This window comes from Paucimonas lemoignei (genome assembly GCF_004342585.1).
Classification (GTDB): domain Bacteria; phylum Pseudomonadota; class Gammaproteobacteria; order Burkholderiales; family Burkholderiaceae_D; genus Paucimonas; species Paucimonas lemoignei.
Window position 1 is genome coordinate 220,432 of record NZ_SLZQ01000001.1, and the last position, 16,987, is coordinate 237,418.

At 57.1% G+C, this 16,987-nt stretch carries 13 protein-coding genes; 7 read left to right on the plus strand and 6 right to left on the minus strand.

The features are described from left to right. Positions 1–308 precede the first annotated feature (308 nt). From EDC30_RS01030 to EDC30_RS01050, 5 genes are all read left to right on the plus strand, one after another. Positions 309–1,547 carry a branched-chain amino acid ABC transporter substrate-binding protein gene (locus tag EDC30_RS01030; protein ID WP_132256467.1) on the plus strand — a complete coding sequence of 413 codons (1,239 nt, stop codon included), beginning with the start codon at positions 309–311 and terminating at the stop codon, positions 1,545–1,547. 81 nt (positions 1,548–1,628) lie between these two features. Next, positions 1,629–2,576, plus strand: coding sequence for a branched-chain amino acid ABC transporter permease (locus EDC30_RS01035; RefSeq protein WP_132256468.1), 948 nt, complete (start codon positions 1,629–1,631; stop codon positions 2,574–2,576). Between the two features lie 4 nt (positions 2,577–2,580). After that, the gene (locus tag EDC30_RS01040; RefSeq protein ID WP_243656600.1) at positions 2,581–3,936 is read left to right on the plus strand and encodes a branched-chain amino acid ABC transporter permease; all 1,356 of its coding nucleotides are present in this window, start codon (positions 2,581–2,583) and stop codon (positions 3,934–3,936) included. Next, positions 3,933–4,697 (plus strand): ABC transporter ATP-binding protein, encoded by a 765-nt coding sequence (locus tag EDC30_RS01045; protein ID WP_132256470.1) that lies wholly within the window; start codon positions 3,933–3,935, stop codon positions 4,695–4,697. Before EDC30_RS01040 ends, EDC30_RS01045 begins: the two co-directional genes overlap by 4 nt. Further along, positions 4,694–5,407, plus strand: coding sequence for an ABC transporter ATP-binding protein (locus EDC30_RS01050; protein WP_132256472.1), 714 nt, complete (start codon positions 4,694–4,696; stop codon positions 5,405–5,407). Before EDC30_RS01045 ends, EDC30_RS01050 begins: the two co-directional genes overlap by 4 nt. A gap of 8 nt (positions 5,408–5,415) precedes the next feature. Here the strand turns inward: EDC30_RS01050 and EDC30_RS01055 are convergent, their stop codons facing one another. The 6 genes from EDC30_RS01055 to EDC30_RS01080 all read right to left on the minus strand — a co-directional run bounded on the left by EDC30_RS01055 (position 5,416) and on the right by EDC30_RS01080 (position 14,119). Further along, positions 5,416–6,213, minus strand: coding sequence for a ferredoxin--NADP reductase (locus EDC30_RS01055; RefSeq protein ID WP_132256473.1), 798 nt, complete (start codon positions 6,211–6,213; stop codon positions 5,416–5,418). A gap of 124 nt (positions 6,214–6,337) precedes the next feature. After that, entirely contained in the window at positions 6,338–7,744 is a 1,407-nt protein-coding gene (locus EDC30_RS01060; protein WP_132256475.1) for a SpoVR family protein, read from the minus strand. Further along, positions 7,741–8,919 carry a DUF444 family protein gene (locus EDC30_RS01065; RefSeq protein WP_243656601.1) on the minus strand — a complete coding sequence of 393 codons (1,179 nt, stop codon included), beginning with the start codon at positions 8,917–8,919 and terminating at the stop codon, positions 7,741–7,743. Before EDC30_RS01065 ends, EDC30_RS01060 begins: the two co-directional genes overlap by 4 nt. Positions 8,920–8,982: 63 nt before the next feature. Beyond that, positions 8,983–10,932: a serine protein kinase gene (locus EDC30_RS01070; RefSeq protein ID WP_132256477.1), complete on the minus strand. Its 1,950-nt coding sequence runs from the start codon at positions 10,930–10,932 to the stop codon at positions 8,983–8,985. A gap of 164 nt (positions 10,933–11,096) precedes the next feature. Then, on the minus strand, positions 11,097–12,254 hold the full coding sequence (locus EDC30_RS01075) for a hypothetical protein (RefSeq protein WP_132256479.1): 1,158 nt from the start codon (positions 12,252–12,254) through the stop codon (positions 11,097–11,099). A 197-nt stretch (positions 12,255–12,451) separates the two neighbouring features. Then, a complete protein-coding gene (locus EDC30_RS01080; protein ID WP_132256480.1) occupies positions 12,452–14,119 on the minus strand; it encodes a sensor domain-containing diguanylate cyclase in 1,668 nt (555 codons plus the stop codon). Between the two features lie 385 nt (positions 14,120–14,504). On the opposite strand from EDC30_RS01080, the gene epsL reads away from it, so the two are divergent. Together epsL and EDC30_RS01090 are read left to right on the plus strand one after the other, a co-directional pair. Then, positions 14,505–15,671 (plus strand): XrtB/PEP-CTERM-associated polysaccharide biosynthesis outer membrane protein EpsL, encoded by a 1,167-nt coding sequence (gene epsL, locus EDC30_RS01085; protein ID WP_165973680.1) that lies wholly within the window; start codon positions 14,505–14,507, stop codon positions 15,669–15,671. 327 nt (positions 15,672–15,998) lie between these two features. Further along, complete coding sequence (locus EDC30_RS01090) at positions 15,999–16,943, plus strand: EpsD family peptidyl-prolyl cis-trans isomerase (RefSeq protein ID WP_165973681.1); 945 nt, start codon at positions 15,999–16,001, stop codon at positions 16,941–16,943. Positions 16,944–16,987 lie beyond the last annotated feature (44 nt).

A 16,987-nucleotide genomic window follows, 5' to 3' on the forward strand; every position in this document is an offset into this window, starting at 1 on the left:
TTGACAGAATCGGTTCAAACGTACCGGCGGCACTGCCTTTCAAGATGGCTACATGTAAATCGGTGGGCATGGATTTCGCCTAATCTTTCTGTTGGGCACAGATACCAAGAGCAATAGGCAGGTATTGCGCAGGTGTTTCTCGTTACCTGACTGGCTCAGGATCTATGCCTTGCAATGATCCGAAGTCAACCAAAATGAGATAACCAATGTAACCAGTAGTTACTTTCTAATGCCTTGGGCCTTTACAGTTATTGTTACTCTAGTTATGCTCAAGAAAAACTAGCATAAAAGCAGGGGAGAGATTTTTCATGTTGACCATTCGGGCGTGTAGCGCTGCCATAGGATTGGGCGCTGCGCTGGCGTGTCCGGCCGTCCTGGCCGAGCAAGTCAAGATCGCCTTTATCGAATCCTTGTCCGGCCCATTCGCACCTGTCGGGCAAAACCTGCTGAGGAGTTGGGAAAGCATGGCGGAGCTGGCTAACGCTGGCAAGTGGGCGGGCGATCATCAATTCAGCATTGCCGGGTTCGATAACAAGGGCAGTCCGCAGGAGTCGCTCAACCAGTTGCGCACCGCTATCGACCAGGGATACCGCTATATCGCCCAGGGCAGCAGTTCCGGCGTCGGCCTGGCGCTGATCGAGGCGATCAATAAGCATAACCAGCGCAATCCGGGCAGGGAAGTGATCTACCTGAATTACGGCGCCAGCGACCCGGACATGACCAATTCGCGTTGCAGCTTCTGGCATTTCCGTTTCGACGCCAATTCGGACATGAAGCTCGAAGCACTGACGACCTACATCGCGGCGCAAAAGGATGTCAAAAAGGTCTACGTGATCGGCCAGAACTACAGCTTTGGCCATCAGGTTTCGCGGGCGGTGAAGGATTACCTCAAGCGCAAGCGCCCGCAAGTGCAGATCGTCGGCGATGACTTGCACCCGATCGGCCAAGTCAAGGACTTCTCGCCCTACATTTCCAAGATCAAGGCTTCCGGCGCCGATTCCGTCGTGACCGGCAACTGGGGTGCGGATCTCGCGCTGCTGATCAAGGCTGCCAAGGATGCAGATCTGAAGGCGAATTTTTACACGCTGTATGCCGGCACCACCGGCGTGCCGACTGCGATCGGCGCGGCGGGCGCGGGACGGATGAAGATGGTCGCCTACTGGCACCCGAACAATGAAGCGTTTTCCGGCAGCGAAATCGTCACTGCCTTCAAGGAAAAATACAACGACGATTTCTATGGCATGGCGACTTATACCGCCACGGCCATGCTGTCCAAGGCGATTCGTGAAAGCGGCTCGACCGATCCGGTGAAGGTGGCGATGCGCATGTCCGGCATGAAAATCAAAAGCCTGAACGGCGATGTCGAAATGCGTAAGACGGACCACCAGTTGCAGCAGCCGCTGTATGTCGTCAGCTGGACCAGGACGGATGGCAAGCAGGTAAAGTTTGACCAGGAAAATACGGGCTATGGCTGGAAAACCGAGAAAAAAATCGATACCTGGGTCGCGAGCCAGCCGACATCCTGCCAGATGAAGCGGCCGGGCTAAGCCATATTCAGGCATCGTCAGGGCGGTTTCCGCTAGAATACGCGCTTCTCCGGACCAGGCTTCTATCTAAACGCGTAGCACGTGGAATTCATCCTCATCACCCTGTTGAATGGCTTGAGCTATGGCTTGCTGCTCTTCATGCTGTCGGCGGGCCTGACGCTTATCTACAGCATGATGGGGGTGCTCAATTTTGCGCATGCCAGCTTTTACATGCTGGGCGCCTATCTTGCCTATACAGTCACCAGCCACATCGGTTATTGGCCTGCTCTGATCGTAGCGCCGCTGGCGATCGGCGTGCTGGGCGCCCTGGTCGAGCGCCATGCTCTGCGCGCGGTTCGCCGGCACGGGCATCTGGCGGAATTATTGTTCACTTTCGGTCTGGCGTACGTGCTGGTTGAAGTGGTGCAATTGATCTGGGGACGCGCCGCCGTCCCCTATCGCGTGCCGCCGATTCTGGACCAGCCACTGTTTACTCTGTATTCCACCACGTTTCCCGCCTATCGCGGCTTCATGATGCTGATTGCGGTATTGATGATGCTGGCGATTCACCTGCTGTTCAGCAGAACCCGCATCGGGCTAGTGATCCGTGCCGCGCTCACTCATCCGCAGATGGTGCAATCGCTTGGGCATGATGTTCCGCGCGTGACGATGCTCGTATTCGGCGGCGGATGCGCGCTGGCCGCACTGGCCGGCGTCATCGGCGGCAATGCATTCGTGACCGAACCGGCCATGGCTGGCGCGGTCGGCAGCATTATCTTTGTCGTAGTGGTCGTAGGCGGGCTCGGCTCGCTGGCGGGAGCATTCCTCGCGTCGCTGCTCATCGGGATCGTGCAGACCCTTGCGGTGACGCTGGATTATTCGCTGCTGGGCTTGCTGAAAACGATCGGCATCGCGCCGGAATCGCGGATAGCCGGGAATGCGCTTCTCAATTTGACGATCGCGCAAGTCGCGCCGATTCTTCCTTATCTCCTGCTGATCGTGGTCATGCTGTTGCGGCCGCGCGGCTTGCTCGGCGTGCGAGGAGATTAAGGCGATGAACGCAATGCTACGCCAGCAGAATTCTCGCGCTTCATGGCTGATATGGGGGACCTATGCGACGGCTCTCCTGCTGGCTCCCGTCCTGTTTCCCGAGCCGGCGTCCCTGTCCGTGTTGTCGCAGACGGGCACGGCGATGCTGCTGGCGCTGTCGTACAACATGCTGCTGGGACAAGGCGGCATGATGAGTTTCGGGCATGCCGTCTATTCCGGTCTCGGCGGCTATGTCGCGATCCATGCATTGAACCTGGCGGCGCAGGATATCTTGCCCTTGCCGGTATCGCTGGTGCCGCTTGCCGGCGGCCTGGGCGGCATGTTTTTCGGCGCCGTGTTCGGTTACATCTCGACCCGGAAAGCCGGCACGGGTTTTGCCATGATCACGCTCGGCATGGTGGAGTTGGTGTTTGCCAGCGCCTTGATGTTTCCGGATTTCTTTGGCGGCGAAGGCGGGGTCAGCGGCAATCGCGTCATCGGCGAACCTTTTCTCGGTATCACGTTCGGTCCGCAGATCGAAGTGTATTACCTCATTGCAGCCTGGCTTTTCATATCGACCGCTGCCATGTACTTCTTCACGCGCACGCCGCTCGGCCGCATCCTGAACGCGGTGCGCGACAACGCCGAACGTGTCGAATTCGTCGGCTATGATCCGCGGCGGGTACGTTACCTGTCTGTCGTGCTGTCGGCGTTCTTTGCGGGTGTGGCAGGCGGCCTAGCTGCGCTCAATTTTGAAATCGTCAGCGCCGAGAATGTCAGCGTCGCCCGCTCGGCCGGCATTTTGCTGACCACTTTCATTGGGGGCATTGGCTACTTTTTCGGGCCTTTGCTGGGGGCGATTGCCGGCGTTTTCATGACCGTGGTGCTGTCATCCTATACCAAGGCGTGGCAACTCTATCTGGGCAGCCTGTTCATCCTGATCGTGATGTTTGCGCCAGGCGGCTTGGCCGGCATTTGCATGAGCCTGTTGAAGATGGCGCAGGATTTGTGCCGCGCGGGTGTGAGCGGAATTTGGAAGTTGTTGCCGAGGCTGGCCGGTCTTGTCCTGTCGGCGTGTCTCGCTTGCGTCGGTCTTGTCATCCTGGTCGAGATGGCCTATCGGCGTGGCCTGGAATCGGCGGATAGAAGCATCATTGCTTTGCCTGGCATCAGTTTCGATACCGGCATGCCAACGCACTGGCTACTGGCCGCTGTATTGGCGGTGGCTGGCATTGCTGGCTTCGCCTGGCTTCGGCGAGGTTTCCCCGATTTTTACGAAGCGACTGATTCCGGATTGCCGAGTCTTGGTCCCGGCGGCGAATCCGTTCGTGCTGCAGGCGATTCTCCTGCCCATGTTCGAGCTCCGCGAGGCCAGGCATGAAACCGGTGGCTCTCGAATTGCAGAACGTCTGTAAGCGCTTCGGCAAGCTGGAAATCATCCGCGGAGTCGACCTGCGCGTGGAGCAGGGCGAGCGCGTGGTGCTGATCGGCCCGAATGGCGCAGGAAAGTCTAGCCTGTTCAATCTGATCTCAGGGCGGGAACGAGCCGATGCCGGAGCCATCGTCCTGCATGGCTCGCCGATTACCGGCTGCAAACCGTACGAAATCAATCGGCGCGGCTTGTCGCGCAGCTTCCAGGTTTCCAGCATTTTCCCCAAATTGTCTGTCTTTGAGAATGTGCGCTGCGCCTTGCTGTGGTCGCTGGGCTATCGGTATTCGTTCTGGCAGCGTCTAAACGGATTGCCCAAGCTAAGGGCACGCGCCGATGCGGTGCTCGAAGCCATCGGCTTGCAGGCGTGCCGCGATACCTTGGCAGGCCGATTGAGCTATGCCGAACAACGCGCGTTGGAAATCGGCATCACGATTGCCGGCGATGCCGATGTGATTCTGCTCGATGAGCCGACATCCGGGATGAGCCGCTCTGAATCGGATGCGGCGGCGGAATTGATTCGCAGAGTCACAGCCGGCAAGACCTTGTTGATGGTGGAGCACGACATGGAAGTGGCATTTCGCCTGGCGGACCGTATTGCCGTATTGGTAGGGGGACAGATCATTGCCTGCGATATCCCTGAACGGGTGCGCGCCAATGAGGCGGTGCAGCGCGCCTATCTCGGCAATCGCGCTTTTGCGGAGGTGACATGAGCCGGCTGCTTGAACTGCAGGGCGTGCATGCCTTCTATGGCAAGAGCCATATTTTGCGCGGCGTGGATTTGCAGGTCGCGCCGGGAGAAATCGTCAGTCTCCTGGGACGCAATGGCGCCGGCCGTTCGACCTTGCTGAAAGCGGTCATGGGTCTGGTCGAGACCAGCGGAGAGATTCGCTTTGGTTCAGAAAACATCCAGGGCCTTCAGCCATTTCAGGTAGCCCGCAAGGGCGTGGGCTATGTTCCGGAAAACCGCGATATTTTTCCGATACTGACTGTCGAACAAAACCTCGTGTTGGGCCAGAAGCCTGGCAATGAACGGCATGAGGGAAAATCCTGGACGCTCGATGACATGTACCGCATGTTTCCCCGACTGCAGGAGAGGGCGTCAATGCAGGCCGGCGTGCTGTCAGGCGGCGAGCAGCAGATGCTCGCGCTGAGTCGTACCATGATGGGCAATCCGCGCCTGGTGCTGGTGGATGAACCGGCCGAGGGATTGGCACCGCAGATCGTGGAGCTGGTTGCGCAATTTTTGCTGGCCTTGCAGCGGCAAGGAGTGGCCGTTTTACTTGTCGAGCAAAAGCTTGCGATTGCGCTGGAAATTTCGCAACGGGTATACGTGCTCGGACACGGCAGCGTGGTTTTCGAGGGCAGCCCAGCCGACTTGCGCGCCAATGAGGCGGTGCGACGCGAGTGGCTGGAAGTCTGACGACAGCTTCACCAATAATTTTCCGCTACATACTGTCCCGGATTGTCGCGCCTGACGGGACGCATGCCGCGCTCCTTGAGGATGTCCCGCATCGCGTCGATCATTGCGGGATTCCCGCACAACATTACGCGGGAATGCTCGGGACTCAATGATAGTCCGACGTTCCGTTCCAGTTCTCCGTTTAGAACCAGGGTCGTGATTCGTTCACAGTGGCGGCCTTCGTTGCCATTTTGCTGAACGCGGGTGCATGTTTGCACGATGTGCAGGGCAGCGCCTTTTTGCTCTCCCAAAGGCGATTTGTTTTGCATCTCCCTTAGCTCTTCGGCATAGGCAAACTCATTGGGCTGGCGCACCGAATGCACCACGATCAAATTTCGGAACCGTTGCCAAACGGTCGGTTCGCGCAGAATGGAAATGAACGGACCCAACCCGGTTCCGGTGGCAAGCATCCATAAGTCATCGCCATCGACGAATCGTTCCGGCAACATCACACCGAAGCTTTGCCTGTCGAGCAGGATGGGCGCACCCGGTTCGAGCTGGCGCAACATCGAGGTAAAGCAGCCGCCAGGCACATCGACGACATAATATTCCAGCTCGTTTTCCATGCTGGAGGAGACGATCGAATAGGCCCGCCAGATCAGGTTGCCGTGCTCGTTCGGCAAGCCCAGCCTGGCGTATTGGCCGGCGGTGAAACGATATTCGGGTGGACGGGTCGTCCTGAACGAGTAGAGACCGGGCGTCCAATGGCGGAATGCCGTAATGGTTTCTACGCTGGCGCGCTCGCTGGGTTGAAAGGCCGATTGCATGGGAGGCCTGCCTTCTTGAAAGGATGAATAGCAATTCTGCCATAAGCCCGGTTTGCGGGCAGCGCTCGCGCCGTGGCGCGAGGCGTGGTTTTGATTTTCATCCTTTGACTTTCATCCGCCTACCCTAGTGGCTCTTGCTTGAAATGTCGCGCGCATACCCGCGCTCATCCACCGTGTGCAGTACGACAGGGCGGCGCCATACCTGCGCAATATAGTCGACGACACGGTCGGCGCGGCTCATATCCAGGCCGCGGCCATCGCTGCGATGGTCATGGGTCAATTCCAGGCTGCCGTCCTGGCCGATTCCCGTAGCGGCGATCCGTGGCGCGCCGAAGTTGAATTTCGGCGCCAGGATCGTTTCGCGAATGACATGGATATCCCGGCTGGCGACCCGGATGTCGCCATCCGCATGGGTTTCATAAACAAACAGATCGAGCTTTTCGGCCAGCCTTTCGTCCAGATAATTGCGGATAAAGCCGAAGTCGTCTTCTTCGCGGCAGATTTTGCGCGCCGTCTCGATCCCGTATTTGTCGATGATGTTTTCCCACATCGAAAAGCCGAGATGGTAGGGATTGATTGCCAGGGCAAGCTGCCGCTCGCCGGCGAAGGGACGCACGACATCGGAATGCGCCTTGATGGCGGAGAGGTACAAATCCTGCGGCAGGAAATCGGCTTCGCGCAGCAACCGCGCATGCCAGTAAGATGCCCAGCCTTCGTTCATGATCTGGCAGGCGAATACCGGATAAAAATAAAACGATTCTTCGCGCACAGCCAGGAAGATATCGCGCTCCCAGCCGGCCATGTCGGGCGCGTGATTGGCAATGAACCAGAGCAGGTCGTATTCTTCCAGCGTCGGGCCGCGCGCCGGTTCCATCGGCTCCAGCGACAATTGCATGCCTTCTCCAGGCAGCTGTTGATAGCGGCGGCGGAAATCCTCGCGCATCGATAGCTGGGCGGCGCTGGGCGCGCGCGACATGCCCGCCGGTGCAGGAAACACCGGTGACGATTTATCGCGATGCAATTCCTTCGTGACATCGATATGCGGCTCCAGTGCCAGCGCTGCATCCAGGACCGATTCCACGCGCTCCTGCCCATGTTGTTCGAGCGCCCGTTCGATGGAGTGCGCCCGTGCCGCCGCCTGTTCCAGGATATGGCCGCCCGCCATTTCCATGAACTTGCGGAACAGGTGGTTATTCTTGGCGAAGTCGGCATGCCCGAGGACGTGCGCCACGACCAGCGTGTTTTCCGGCAGTGAATTGTCCTTGACGAGATAGGCATGGCAGGGGTCGCCCGGGAACATCACCTCGAAGATGCGGGAGTATCCCATGCCCTGCTGGATCAGCTGATGGATATAGCGGATGCCGAAGGACCAGTGCGGCATCCGCACGGGCAAGCCATACACCGCGATCTCGGTCATGAAGTTATTCGGAACGAGCTCGAAATCCACCGGGTAGAAATCCAGGCCGAGCTTGACGGCCAGCTCTTCGATGCGGCGCGTATACTCCTGCAACTGTTCCGTGGATATCGTCATTGCTCAGCCTCGACGGCGTCGGTTTGCGAGATAAAGAATTTGCGGATCGCCTTCCAGATATCGTCGGGACGGGCCAACACGCTGGTCACGACAGGCAACCCATCCTGCTCCAGGCCGGTACAGATGGCCTTCATTTCCGTATTGGTGGTACGAAGGGAGCCTGGTGTGGTTTCGACATAGCCGACGTAATTCACCTGATTCAGCAGGTTGCGCAAGGCTTCCGTGGCTGGCAGCCTGTCTTCGGTAAAGTTTTCGCCGTCGGATGCATAAAACAGGTAAACGTTGTACTGGCTGGCCGGGTAATCCGTTGCCAGCATGTCGAGCGCGAGGTGGAATGCGCTCGACGCGCCCGTGCCGCCGACGCCGGATACCTGGAAGAATTCGTTCTCCGAGAATTCCCAGGCATGCGTGGTATGCGCGATGAAGCGCGTTTCTACCTTGGCGTATTTGCGGCGCAAGCCTTGCAAGGCAAAGAAGAAAAACGTCTTGGCCAGCTTCCTTTCGGCATCGGTCATGCTCGCCGAGACATCCAGCGCGAAGAGCACCACCGCATTCGTCACCGGCTTCTTCCGGTGAACCAGCTGGCGAAAGCGCAGGTCCTCGTTGGAAAAGGGCGCGCCGCCCGGCTGGATGGCGCGACGCTTGATCGCTTCCTTCATGGTGCGGCGGCGGTCGAGACGTGCCCGCGCGCCATGCTTGTCCCAGCCTTCCCGCACATATTCGTTTTCTTCGATGACGGCATGGTGGCGCGGCTGGATATCCGGCAGCTGCAATTCTTCCCACAGCCAGTCCATGATGTCGTCGACCTTCAGCTCCATCAGCAGCTGGACTTCGCCTTCGCCCTGGCCAGCCTGGCTTTCCTCTTCATGGTGCGGCATCCGGGGAGCCTGCCTCAGCACGTCGCCAGGCTGGGCCGCGCCCTGGCCAGCCGCGCTCTGCGTGTCGTCCTGGCCTTGCAGCAAGCGAAAGCGCGCATGCTCCAGCATGCGCACGGGAACCTGTACCGTCTTGTCCTGCTGAGGGCCGCTGATCAGATCAGGGCCGGAGACCAGCGTGGCGAGATTGTCCTTGACACCCTGGCGCACCTTTTCATTGTGGCGCAGCATGTCACGGGCGCCGCGCGAGAAAAGCTCGTACCAGGGCGTTTCGATACTCATCCGTATGTGATTGCGCATGCCTGTTCCTGTTCAGCCAAATCCACTGCCGCCACATCGGTCGGGCGGCATGGCTGGCACAGTTCACTCCTGCGCCAGCAGTGTCGTGACATAGTTGAGCGCTTCACGCGCGCTATGCGCGTCATAGCCGTATTCCTGTACCAGCCGCTGTTCCACCACCGAAATCTTCTGGCGCACTTCCTCGTCCGGCCGGGTCGTCGAGCTGACCAGGCGCAGCACGTCGCGCCGCTGTTCAAACAGATATTGCTGAACCGCTTCATGCAAAAGGGCATGGCTGTCGAGCGTGAATTTCTCGCCACGCTTGAACGCGCCCATTGCTTTCCTTACGACCTCCTGGCGGAAGGATTGTTTTCCCGAATCCGTGATATGGATCGTTTCCTCAACTGTGCGCAGGAAACGTTCGTCCGGCTTGCGTTCCTCGTTCGTGATGGGATCGCGTACCGGGCGGCTATCCAGGCTGGCTTCCACTTCATCCAGATACTTGTCGAGCAAATCCTGGGCCTCCTGTTCGAAGGAAACGAACAGCGCCTTGTAGACGTCTTCCTTGACCCAGCGGTTATAGAAATTCTTGCGCGCCAACACCAGGTAGTCCACCCACTTGCGTTTTTTCTTCGGATCGATGCGCGCATCGTTTTCAATCGCGTCCTTCAAGGCCAGCAACACGTCCATTGTCGTCAAGCTCTTGCTATCGGACTGGATGATGGCATTTGACAAGGCGTTGATGACAAAGCGCGGCGAGACGCCGGCCAGGCCTTCATCTGGCGCACGCTGTTTCATCCGTTCCCCGTCGCCGCGGTTGAAGCCTTCGACTTCCTCATTGGCGTGGATGCGCAGCCGCCGCGTCAAGTCGGCTTCCTTTTCCTCGCCATCCTGCAGGCGGGTGAGGGTGGCAAACACTGCGGCGGCGTGCAGGACATGCGGATCGAGATGCACTTCGCGGAAGGCTGGCGCCGCCGAAGAGATCAGCTTGCGGTAAATTCGCGCTTCATCCTTGTAATTCAGGGTATAGGGCACCTGGATGATGACCATCCGGTCCAGCAGGGCTTCATTCTCGCTTTCCTGCAAAAACTTGCGGAATTCGGCCAGGTTGGTATGCGCCAGGATCGTTTCATCCAGATAGATCAGCGGGAAGCGTGACACCTTCACATTCTTTTCCTGGGTCAGCGTCAGCAGCAGGTAAAGGAATTCGCGCTTGACCTTGAGGATCTCGATCATTTCCAGCATGCCACGGCTTGCCGCGTAGACGGCGCCGGACCATGACCAGGCGCGCGGGTCGCCCTCGTCACCATATTCCGCGACCTTGGACAGATCCACCGAGCCGACGAGGTCGGCCAGGTCTGCCGTGGTCGGATCGTGCGGCGCGTAAGTGCCGATGCCGCTGCGGCCCGCTTCTGAAATGAAGATGCGCTCGACCGGCATGCGCATGAAATCGCCCTCGTATTCATTTTCCAGCCGGCTGCGGCAGAACGGGCACAGTTCGCCGGAAATCTCCACGCCATAAGTGTCGCGGAATCCCGGGCGCAAGGTATGCGGCACCAGATGCAGCGGCGATTCATGCACGGGGCATCCGGCAATGCCATACATGGCGCCGGCATCGGTATAGCTGTATTCCTCCAGCCCGCGCTTGAGCAGGATCACCAGGGTCGACTTGCCGCCGGAGGGAGGGCCGAGCAGCAACAGCAGGCGGCGGCCGACTTCGGAGCCGGCGGCAGCAGCCTTGAAATAATCCATGACGCGGGAAATCGATTCATCGACGCCGAAGAGCTCATCCTGAAACAGCTTGCATTGCGGATTGCCGTCGGCGTCTTCCGTGCGGCTCCAGCGGATCATGTCCCAGATATATTGGTGCGAGGTGCGGGCCACGCCATAAGGATCGCCGGGCAAAATCTTTTCCAGAAAATCGCCGAATTTGCCTTCCCAGTGTTGCGCATGATGATCCTTGGCGAAGGTCACCAGATTCTTCAAAAAGCTTTCCTGCTGTTCTGGATGGACGGTATTCTCTTGATTCATCATGCAAGCCTCCCGGTGCAATATGTAGCGGATTTGTTCGATGGACATTGAAACGGTTTGAATGTTCTCGGCATCGCCTGCAACATTCATCTAATTTGTTGCAGGCCGAGCGAGGCGGCCGGGCGGGGAGTAGAGGAGGGAACGGCGCCAAGGACGCCGTCAACTTGTCAGCCGCCGTCTTGTGTCCGGTTGGCACCAGCAGGAACGAATTGACCCAGTCGGCCTATCTGACCGTAGCCGAGTTCAGGCCGCGCATTGTGTTGATAGGCCGGGCAACCTTGCTTGCCCCACTTGCCGCTACATGCATCCCACTTGCATCGCTCGCGCCGCAACAAGCCTTTAACACTCTCACAGCGGGCATACTGCGTGCCGGGAGATGAACTGGATTTGCCGGCATGAAGCGCGCTGTCTGACTTCGCCGTCACAATCGGGGCAGCATGTGACGCGGTTGATTGCGATGCGTTGGACTTGCTGCGTTGCGCGGTTTTCTCTGTTTTTTTTGCGGGGACGACGCTGGCGATCCGCTTGCTCGCGCGTGTTTCCGTATCGACTGTACGCATTTTCTTTTCAGTCTTGATTACACGCTTTTCACTGTGTTCGCGTTTTTTCGTGTATGCGGGTTGTACGCTGTTACCGGGTTCGGAAACGTCCGAGGATGAAAGAGAAGCCTGCGGTAACCTCGTATCCATTGCCAGGCGTGCGGCATCGGGTTCGCTGGCAGCCGTGGAATCCGCTTGCATGCTTATGCCGACATCCTGCGGCCGGGTTGCGGCGTCATGGCCGAATTTAAATGAATTGCCGTTGGCGATGATGAGGCCGCCGGCGACAGCGGCAGCCACGCTCAGGAACGTGCTCAATACTGCGGTTGGAATCCTGGGTATGGAAATCCTGGCGGACTTGCGCTCCACGCCGGCTTTAGCGTCGGCATCGCTTTCTTCGTCGAGCAGCGGCTCCTCCGGGACTTGCGGATCGCCGACCGAGTTGAGATTGCCGTGGGCTTCCGATGCCAGCATTGCCGCCACCTGTTCCGCGAACGCCGCTTCGGCATCGATCTGTGGCGGCAACTCCGCGGGTTTATGCGACAGGCTGGTAATCAGCGCCGGCGAACTGGTGCAAAGCGGAATGCTACGAGCGTGCAGCAGGCTTCCCGATGCGGAACGAAATTTCGCCCACTTTGATAAGAGCGGCTTTGGCAATCCGTAATCCAGCACGCCCGGCCATTGTTCCGACAGGGCCAAATAGTCTCGCACAGGAGTTTTCAGCCTGGCTTTTACGGCATCGAACAAATCCTGCTCGTAAGATCGTTTGCTAAAAGTGTATGGCATAAATCCTGTCCCCAAGCATTAAGCGAATAACATGGAACCAGCCACATATGATGGCGTGTGACACCGTTGTCGCCATTGATAAATTCGGGACAGCGAGAGCATTTTCGCAAGGGCAATGCGGCGAGGAAAATAAAGGAGGAGGAAGAGGAAAACAGCCGGTTGACGTGCGCAACCGGCTATCTGTCAGGGATGAAATATCAATTCAGCTCGACGCGATTGCGACCGTTTTCCTTGGCGCGGTACAGGGCTTGATCGGCACGCGTGAACAGGGATTCATAAGTGTCGTCAGGTTGGTGTGAGGTACAACCTATACTCACGGTCACTGACAGTTTGCCGGCATCGGTATCGAAGCTTGTCGCCTCGATCGCGGTGCGCATGCGTTCCGCGAAAATCCGGATCCCCTCCGGATCACACTTTGAAAGAATTACGACGAATTCTTCGCCACCATAACGACAAGCAAGATCCATCTTGCGCACCAGCTTGTTGATTTCCTTTGCCACGCCGGTCAGCACGACATTGCCGGCATTGTGGCCATAGGTATCGTTGAATTTTTTGAAGTGATCGATATCGATGATCGCGATCGATAAGCCGGTCTTGTCGGTCTGCCGTTCGAATTCGTTGATGCGACGATTCAGCTCGTGCTCGAAAGTACGGAAGTTGAACAGCCCGGTCAGCTTGTCGGTCGCAGCCTGTTCCGCCAATTCCTTCACTTTGTCCTGCAGGATCATGTTCAGGCGCTCGATTTCGCGGTGTTGCTCCAGGCTGAGCTGATAGTTGCGGCCATTGATGATGGCGGTGCCGAGAAACGCTGAGAGATTGTTCAGTAGACTGAGATCCGAATCGGAGATGGCCAGCGTATCCGTAAAGCTGAAGAACACCAGCACGCCGATCGGCTTGTTCTGAAAACGAATCGGCACCATCAACAGCGTGCGTATGTTACCGAGAATCTTCAGGGTCGCCTGGTCGTTTGGCGACATGGGAAGATGCTTGATCTTTTGCACGTCCGGAAACAACAGATGGGTATTGCGCATGAAAGCATGCGAGATTCCGCCATCGGTCGTGTTTTGCTGGTACGGGTGCGCCTGAATGTATTGTTCCCATTTCGCGCGCCGCGTTTCGTATCGCGGATTAACGATGGAAATTTTCTTGCTGACCAAGACTTCGTTTTCGATGAGGAAAAAACCTACCATGTCGAAGGCAAGTTTATGAAACAGCTCCCCGGAAAACATTTCGTAAATCCTTTCCGGCGAAGTCATGTTGTTCATCTCGACGATGAACTGCAGGAAGCGCGATTGTTCCGTCGCTGCGGCTTCAAAGCGGCTTTGGTAATCCTTCAGAACCGCATAATCCAGCGCATTGCAAAGCGGTGCATAAAACAGGCCGATCAATTCATTCAGAATGTCGAGGATTTCCGAAGTGATCTTGCCATACTGCTTCAGTAAAACAATGGTGCCCGGCAGTTTCTGGGCATGACGGTCTTCCTCCGGAATCAGTGGTACGGCGGCAATATCTTCCAGTTTCCATAAGCCCAGGAGACGTTTCACTTCGCCCGTGGCGTTGGTGACATCCGCCTGCACGGTTTGCCGCAGCTGATAAGCCTGGACGCTCAGGTTCGGTGCATTCGGCGCCAATTCCAGCTTATAGCCGGCATACGTGTCTTCCAGGTGTTGATATTCGGCAGTGAAATGTACCTTCCAGCTTACCAGTGACGATTCGCTGGCATCGGCGAGGTTGATAAGATAGCCGTCTAGCTGGCCGGTTTTTTGGATTTCTTCGCCTAACAAGTCAAGCAGACTTGTCAGTTCGATGGTGCTGTTAATCTTTTCCAGCAGTGAACATTTATCCGCAATAGAGTAATACGCCACTTTGTGTCCCCGGGCTTCTTATAGTGTGTCTCAATGCGTATTATTGCCTGTTTTATAGGTTTAAAAGTACCTGATGGCAATTAATTTTGTTGATGTGACGTATATTTACGTTTTTTTACCAACATTTGTCTGTTAGTTAACGACTGCCGACAAGTTTTGCATTTCTTTATCGTTCCCTTAATCTAGATCGTTAAGAGTGTATCTTGACAACAATAAAGTTGGTTTATAATCAATCGGCTACGCAATCGACCAGCTGGCAACAATAAAAGTGCACGGTTATGCATTTTCATAATGGATCTGGCTGCATTTTCGTAAAGGGATGGACTTAATGATTTTCAAGCATTCACCGCGTGTATCTGCATCACGCCGCCGGCGCCTTTTGCCCTTGCTTCTCGTTCCGGGCATTGCGTTCACCACTGCAGCCCGTGCCGAAGAGGGCGACGTGCTGCGCCCCTATGTCGGGGTATCGGTTACTCACGATGACAATATTCTCGGCACCAGCAACGCCGCGATCGCTGCGGGCACTCCCAAACTGTCGGATACCGCCCGCCGGATCGAAGCCGGGCTCCTGTTCGATAAAACCATTAGCCAACAGAGGCTGACAGCAAATATCAACCTGGATCACACCAGCTTCAACCGTTTCAGCAACCTAAACTACAACGGCCGCGACATTGCCGCCAACTGGAACTGGCACGTCGGCAATCAGCTCGAAGGCAACCTGGGCGCCACGCATTCGCGTACGCTGACTTCAGTGCAGGATTCCGTCACGAGAAATGCCGCGGTAGATAACGGCTTGCCAAACCAGCTGCCGAACGTGCGTACCCAGAATCGCCAGTACTTCGATGGCGCCTGGCTGCTGCACCCGAGCTGGCGCCTGCGCGGCGGGCTCAGCCATTACGAACTGAGCTATGAGCAGCAAGGCCCGCAAATCGCGGATCGCCGTGTCGACGATGGCGAAATCGGCTTTGATTATCTTGCCCGCAGCGGCAGCAGCATCGGCGTGCAGTATCGCCGTGCCGATGGCGACTTCCCGAACAGCCCGCTGGCCAATTACAAACAGGATGAAGTCAAGGCGCGTATCGACTGGAAAGTGTCGGGCAAGACCGACTTGCTTTTTCTTGCTGGCTGGGTCCAGCGGGATCATGACCAGGCGCCTGCCAGTGACTATTCCGGTTTCAATGGCCGCGTCAATGGAACCTGGCGCGTGACCGGCAAGACGACCTTGACAGCGGGCCTCTGGCGCGAGATCGGCGCGCTGGACGACCAGACCGCTTCCTATTCGCTCAACCGCGGTATCAGTCTTGGCGCCGGCTGGGAAATTACCCGCCAGATTCGCCTGGATGGCATTTACCAGCATGAGCGCCGCGACTATACGCCATCAGGTCTGTTCCGCAAGGACACGATCAATTACGGCGCACTGCAGCTGTCCTACTATCCGATTCCCAAGCTGAAAGTCCTGACATCGGTCTATCGTACTTCGCAAGGTTCGGATGTCGCGTCCAACGATTACCGAAATCTCGGCGTCAGTATCGGTACCCGCTACGAATTCTAAGTTGTAATACTTAGAGAATCGCAGCGACGAGCCGGAAGGAGTCTCCTTCCGGCTTTTTCTTTTTCTCATCCTTTTTCTTTTCTCCTGTATCGATGCCGAGCCGGATTTCGCGGCGTCGCGCACTTGATTAAATCGGCATTTCCACCTGCTTCATGCCGCATAAATTTCAATGTTCCGCTCCAAATGTTTCGCTTGCGATTCATCCCTGCGCTAGAACAAAGCTTTTGATTAGGCAAGTGCTAAATTGAGCCCATGCAAATCTAGCATGGTGCGCGCCGAGGCGTCGCATTCATTCATTGTTGCCGCCGCCAGGTTGAGGAGAAGGTGTTGTTCGGAATTCGGGAAGAATTGCCATCGGGAATATATACCCGCAATATGCGCCGCTTACCAATGCTGGTAACCGTGACGACGGTGCTTGCCACGCTGATCGGCTGCAGCAGCGAATTCCGCGGTGAACCGGTTGCCATGGTGAATGGCAAGGCCATTACTCAATTGCAGCTGGGAGAAGAGCTAGGCCAATTGAACGTGGCGGCAAATGACGACATCGAAAAAACCAAGGCGCTTCAGGGATTGATCGACCGGGAACTCCTGCGTGCCGAAGCTGTGCGCAACCGGATAGACAAGGACCCGCATGTCGCGGCGGCGCTCGAGAACGCTCGCACTCAAATTCTCGCTCAGGCTTATTTGCAAAGCCGCGTGGCGTATGCCCGTGTTCCGTCCCGCGACGAGGTTCGGGCCTATTTCGAGAGTCATCCGGAAAAATTTGCCGGACGAAAGCAGTTCCATGTCAAGGAGCTGACGCTGGCACCGGATGCCATTACCACTGAACTCAAATCCGCGATGGATGACGCCAGGACCCTGGACGACATGGCTGCATGGCTTGATGGCCGGCGTATCGGCTATGGCAAAAATGCGCGTGCTTTGAACACCACCGATTTACCGGCACAGGTCCAGGCAAAAATGCGGGAAATGAAGCCTGGACAAATCTTCCTTTCTCAGGATGGCGCCAACGCTTCCGTCATGGCGATCATTGATATTCAGGATAGTCCGATGAGCCTGGAGGCGGCTACGCCGCATATCGAACGCATGTTGCTGGAACGGCAGGGTACACGTCTCGGAGAGTCCGAGCTGACCCGCCTGCGTGCCAGCGCACGGGTTGAATATACGGAAAAAGATGTATCGCGGCTCGCCGGCACGTCCAGGCAGACCGGGGCGTCGTCATCCGAAAAAATTGTCAAGGTGTCCGGCAGTCAGCCGGGCACCGCCCAGTGAAGCCCGGCCGTGGCCTGAAACCGGCCAGGCCTTCGATTTTGAAA

Excerpts from the sequence above, each read along its gene's own strand:
- EDC30_RS01055 (WP_132256473.1), bottom strand. The coding sequence starts at position 6,213 with ATGCAATCGGCCTTTCAACCCAGCGAGCGCGCCAGCGTAGAAACCATT.
- EDC30_RS01065 (WP_243656601.1), bottom strand. The coding sequence starts at position 8,919 with ATGCGCAATCACATACGGATGAGTATCGAAACGCCCTGGTACGAGCTT.
- EDC30_RS01045 (WP_132256470.1), top strand. The coding sequence starts at position 3,933 with ATGAAACCGGTGGCTCTCGAATTGCAGAACGTCTGTAAGCGCTTCGGC.
- EDC30_RS01070 (WP_132256477.1), bottom strand. The coding sequence starts at position 10,932 with ATGATGAATCAAGAGAATACCGTCCATCCAGAACAGCAGGAAAGCTTT.
- EDC30_RS01075 (WP_132256479.1), bottom strand. The coding sequence starts at position 12,254 with ATGCCATACACTTTTAGCAAACGATCTTACGAGCAGGATTTGTTCGAT.
- EDC30_RS01030 (WP_132256467.1), top strand. The coding sequence starts at position 309 with ATGTTGACCATTCGGGCGTGTAGCGCTGCCATAGGATTGGGCGCTGCG.
- EDC30_RS01060 (WP_132256475.1), bottom strand. The coding sequence starts at position 7,744 with ATGACGATATCCACGGAACAGTTGCAGGAGTATACGCGCCGCATCGAA.
- EDC30_RS01050 (WP_132256472.1), top strand. The coding sequence starts at position 4,694 with ATGAGCCGGCTGCTTGAACTGCAGGGCGTGCATGCCTTCTATGGCAAG.
- EDC30_RS01040 (WP_243656600.1), top strand. The coding sequence starts at position 2,581 with ATGAACGCAATGCTACGCCAGCAGAATTCTCGCGCTTCATGGCTGATA.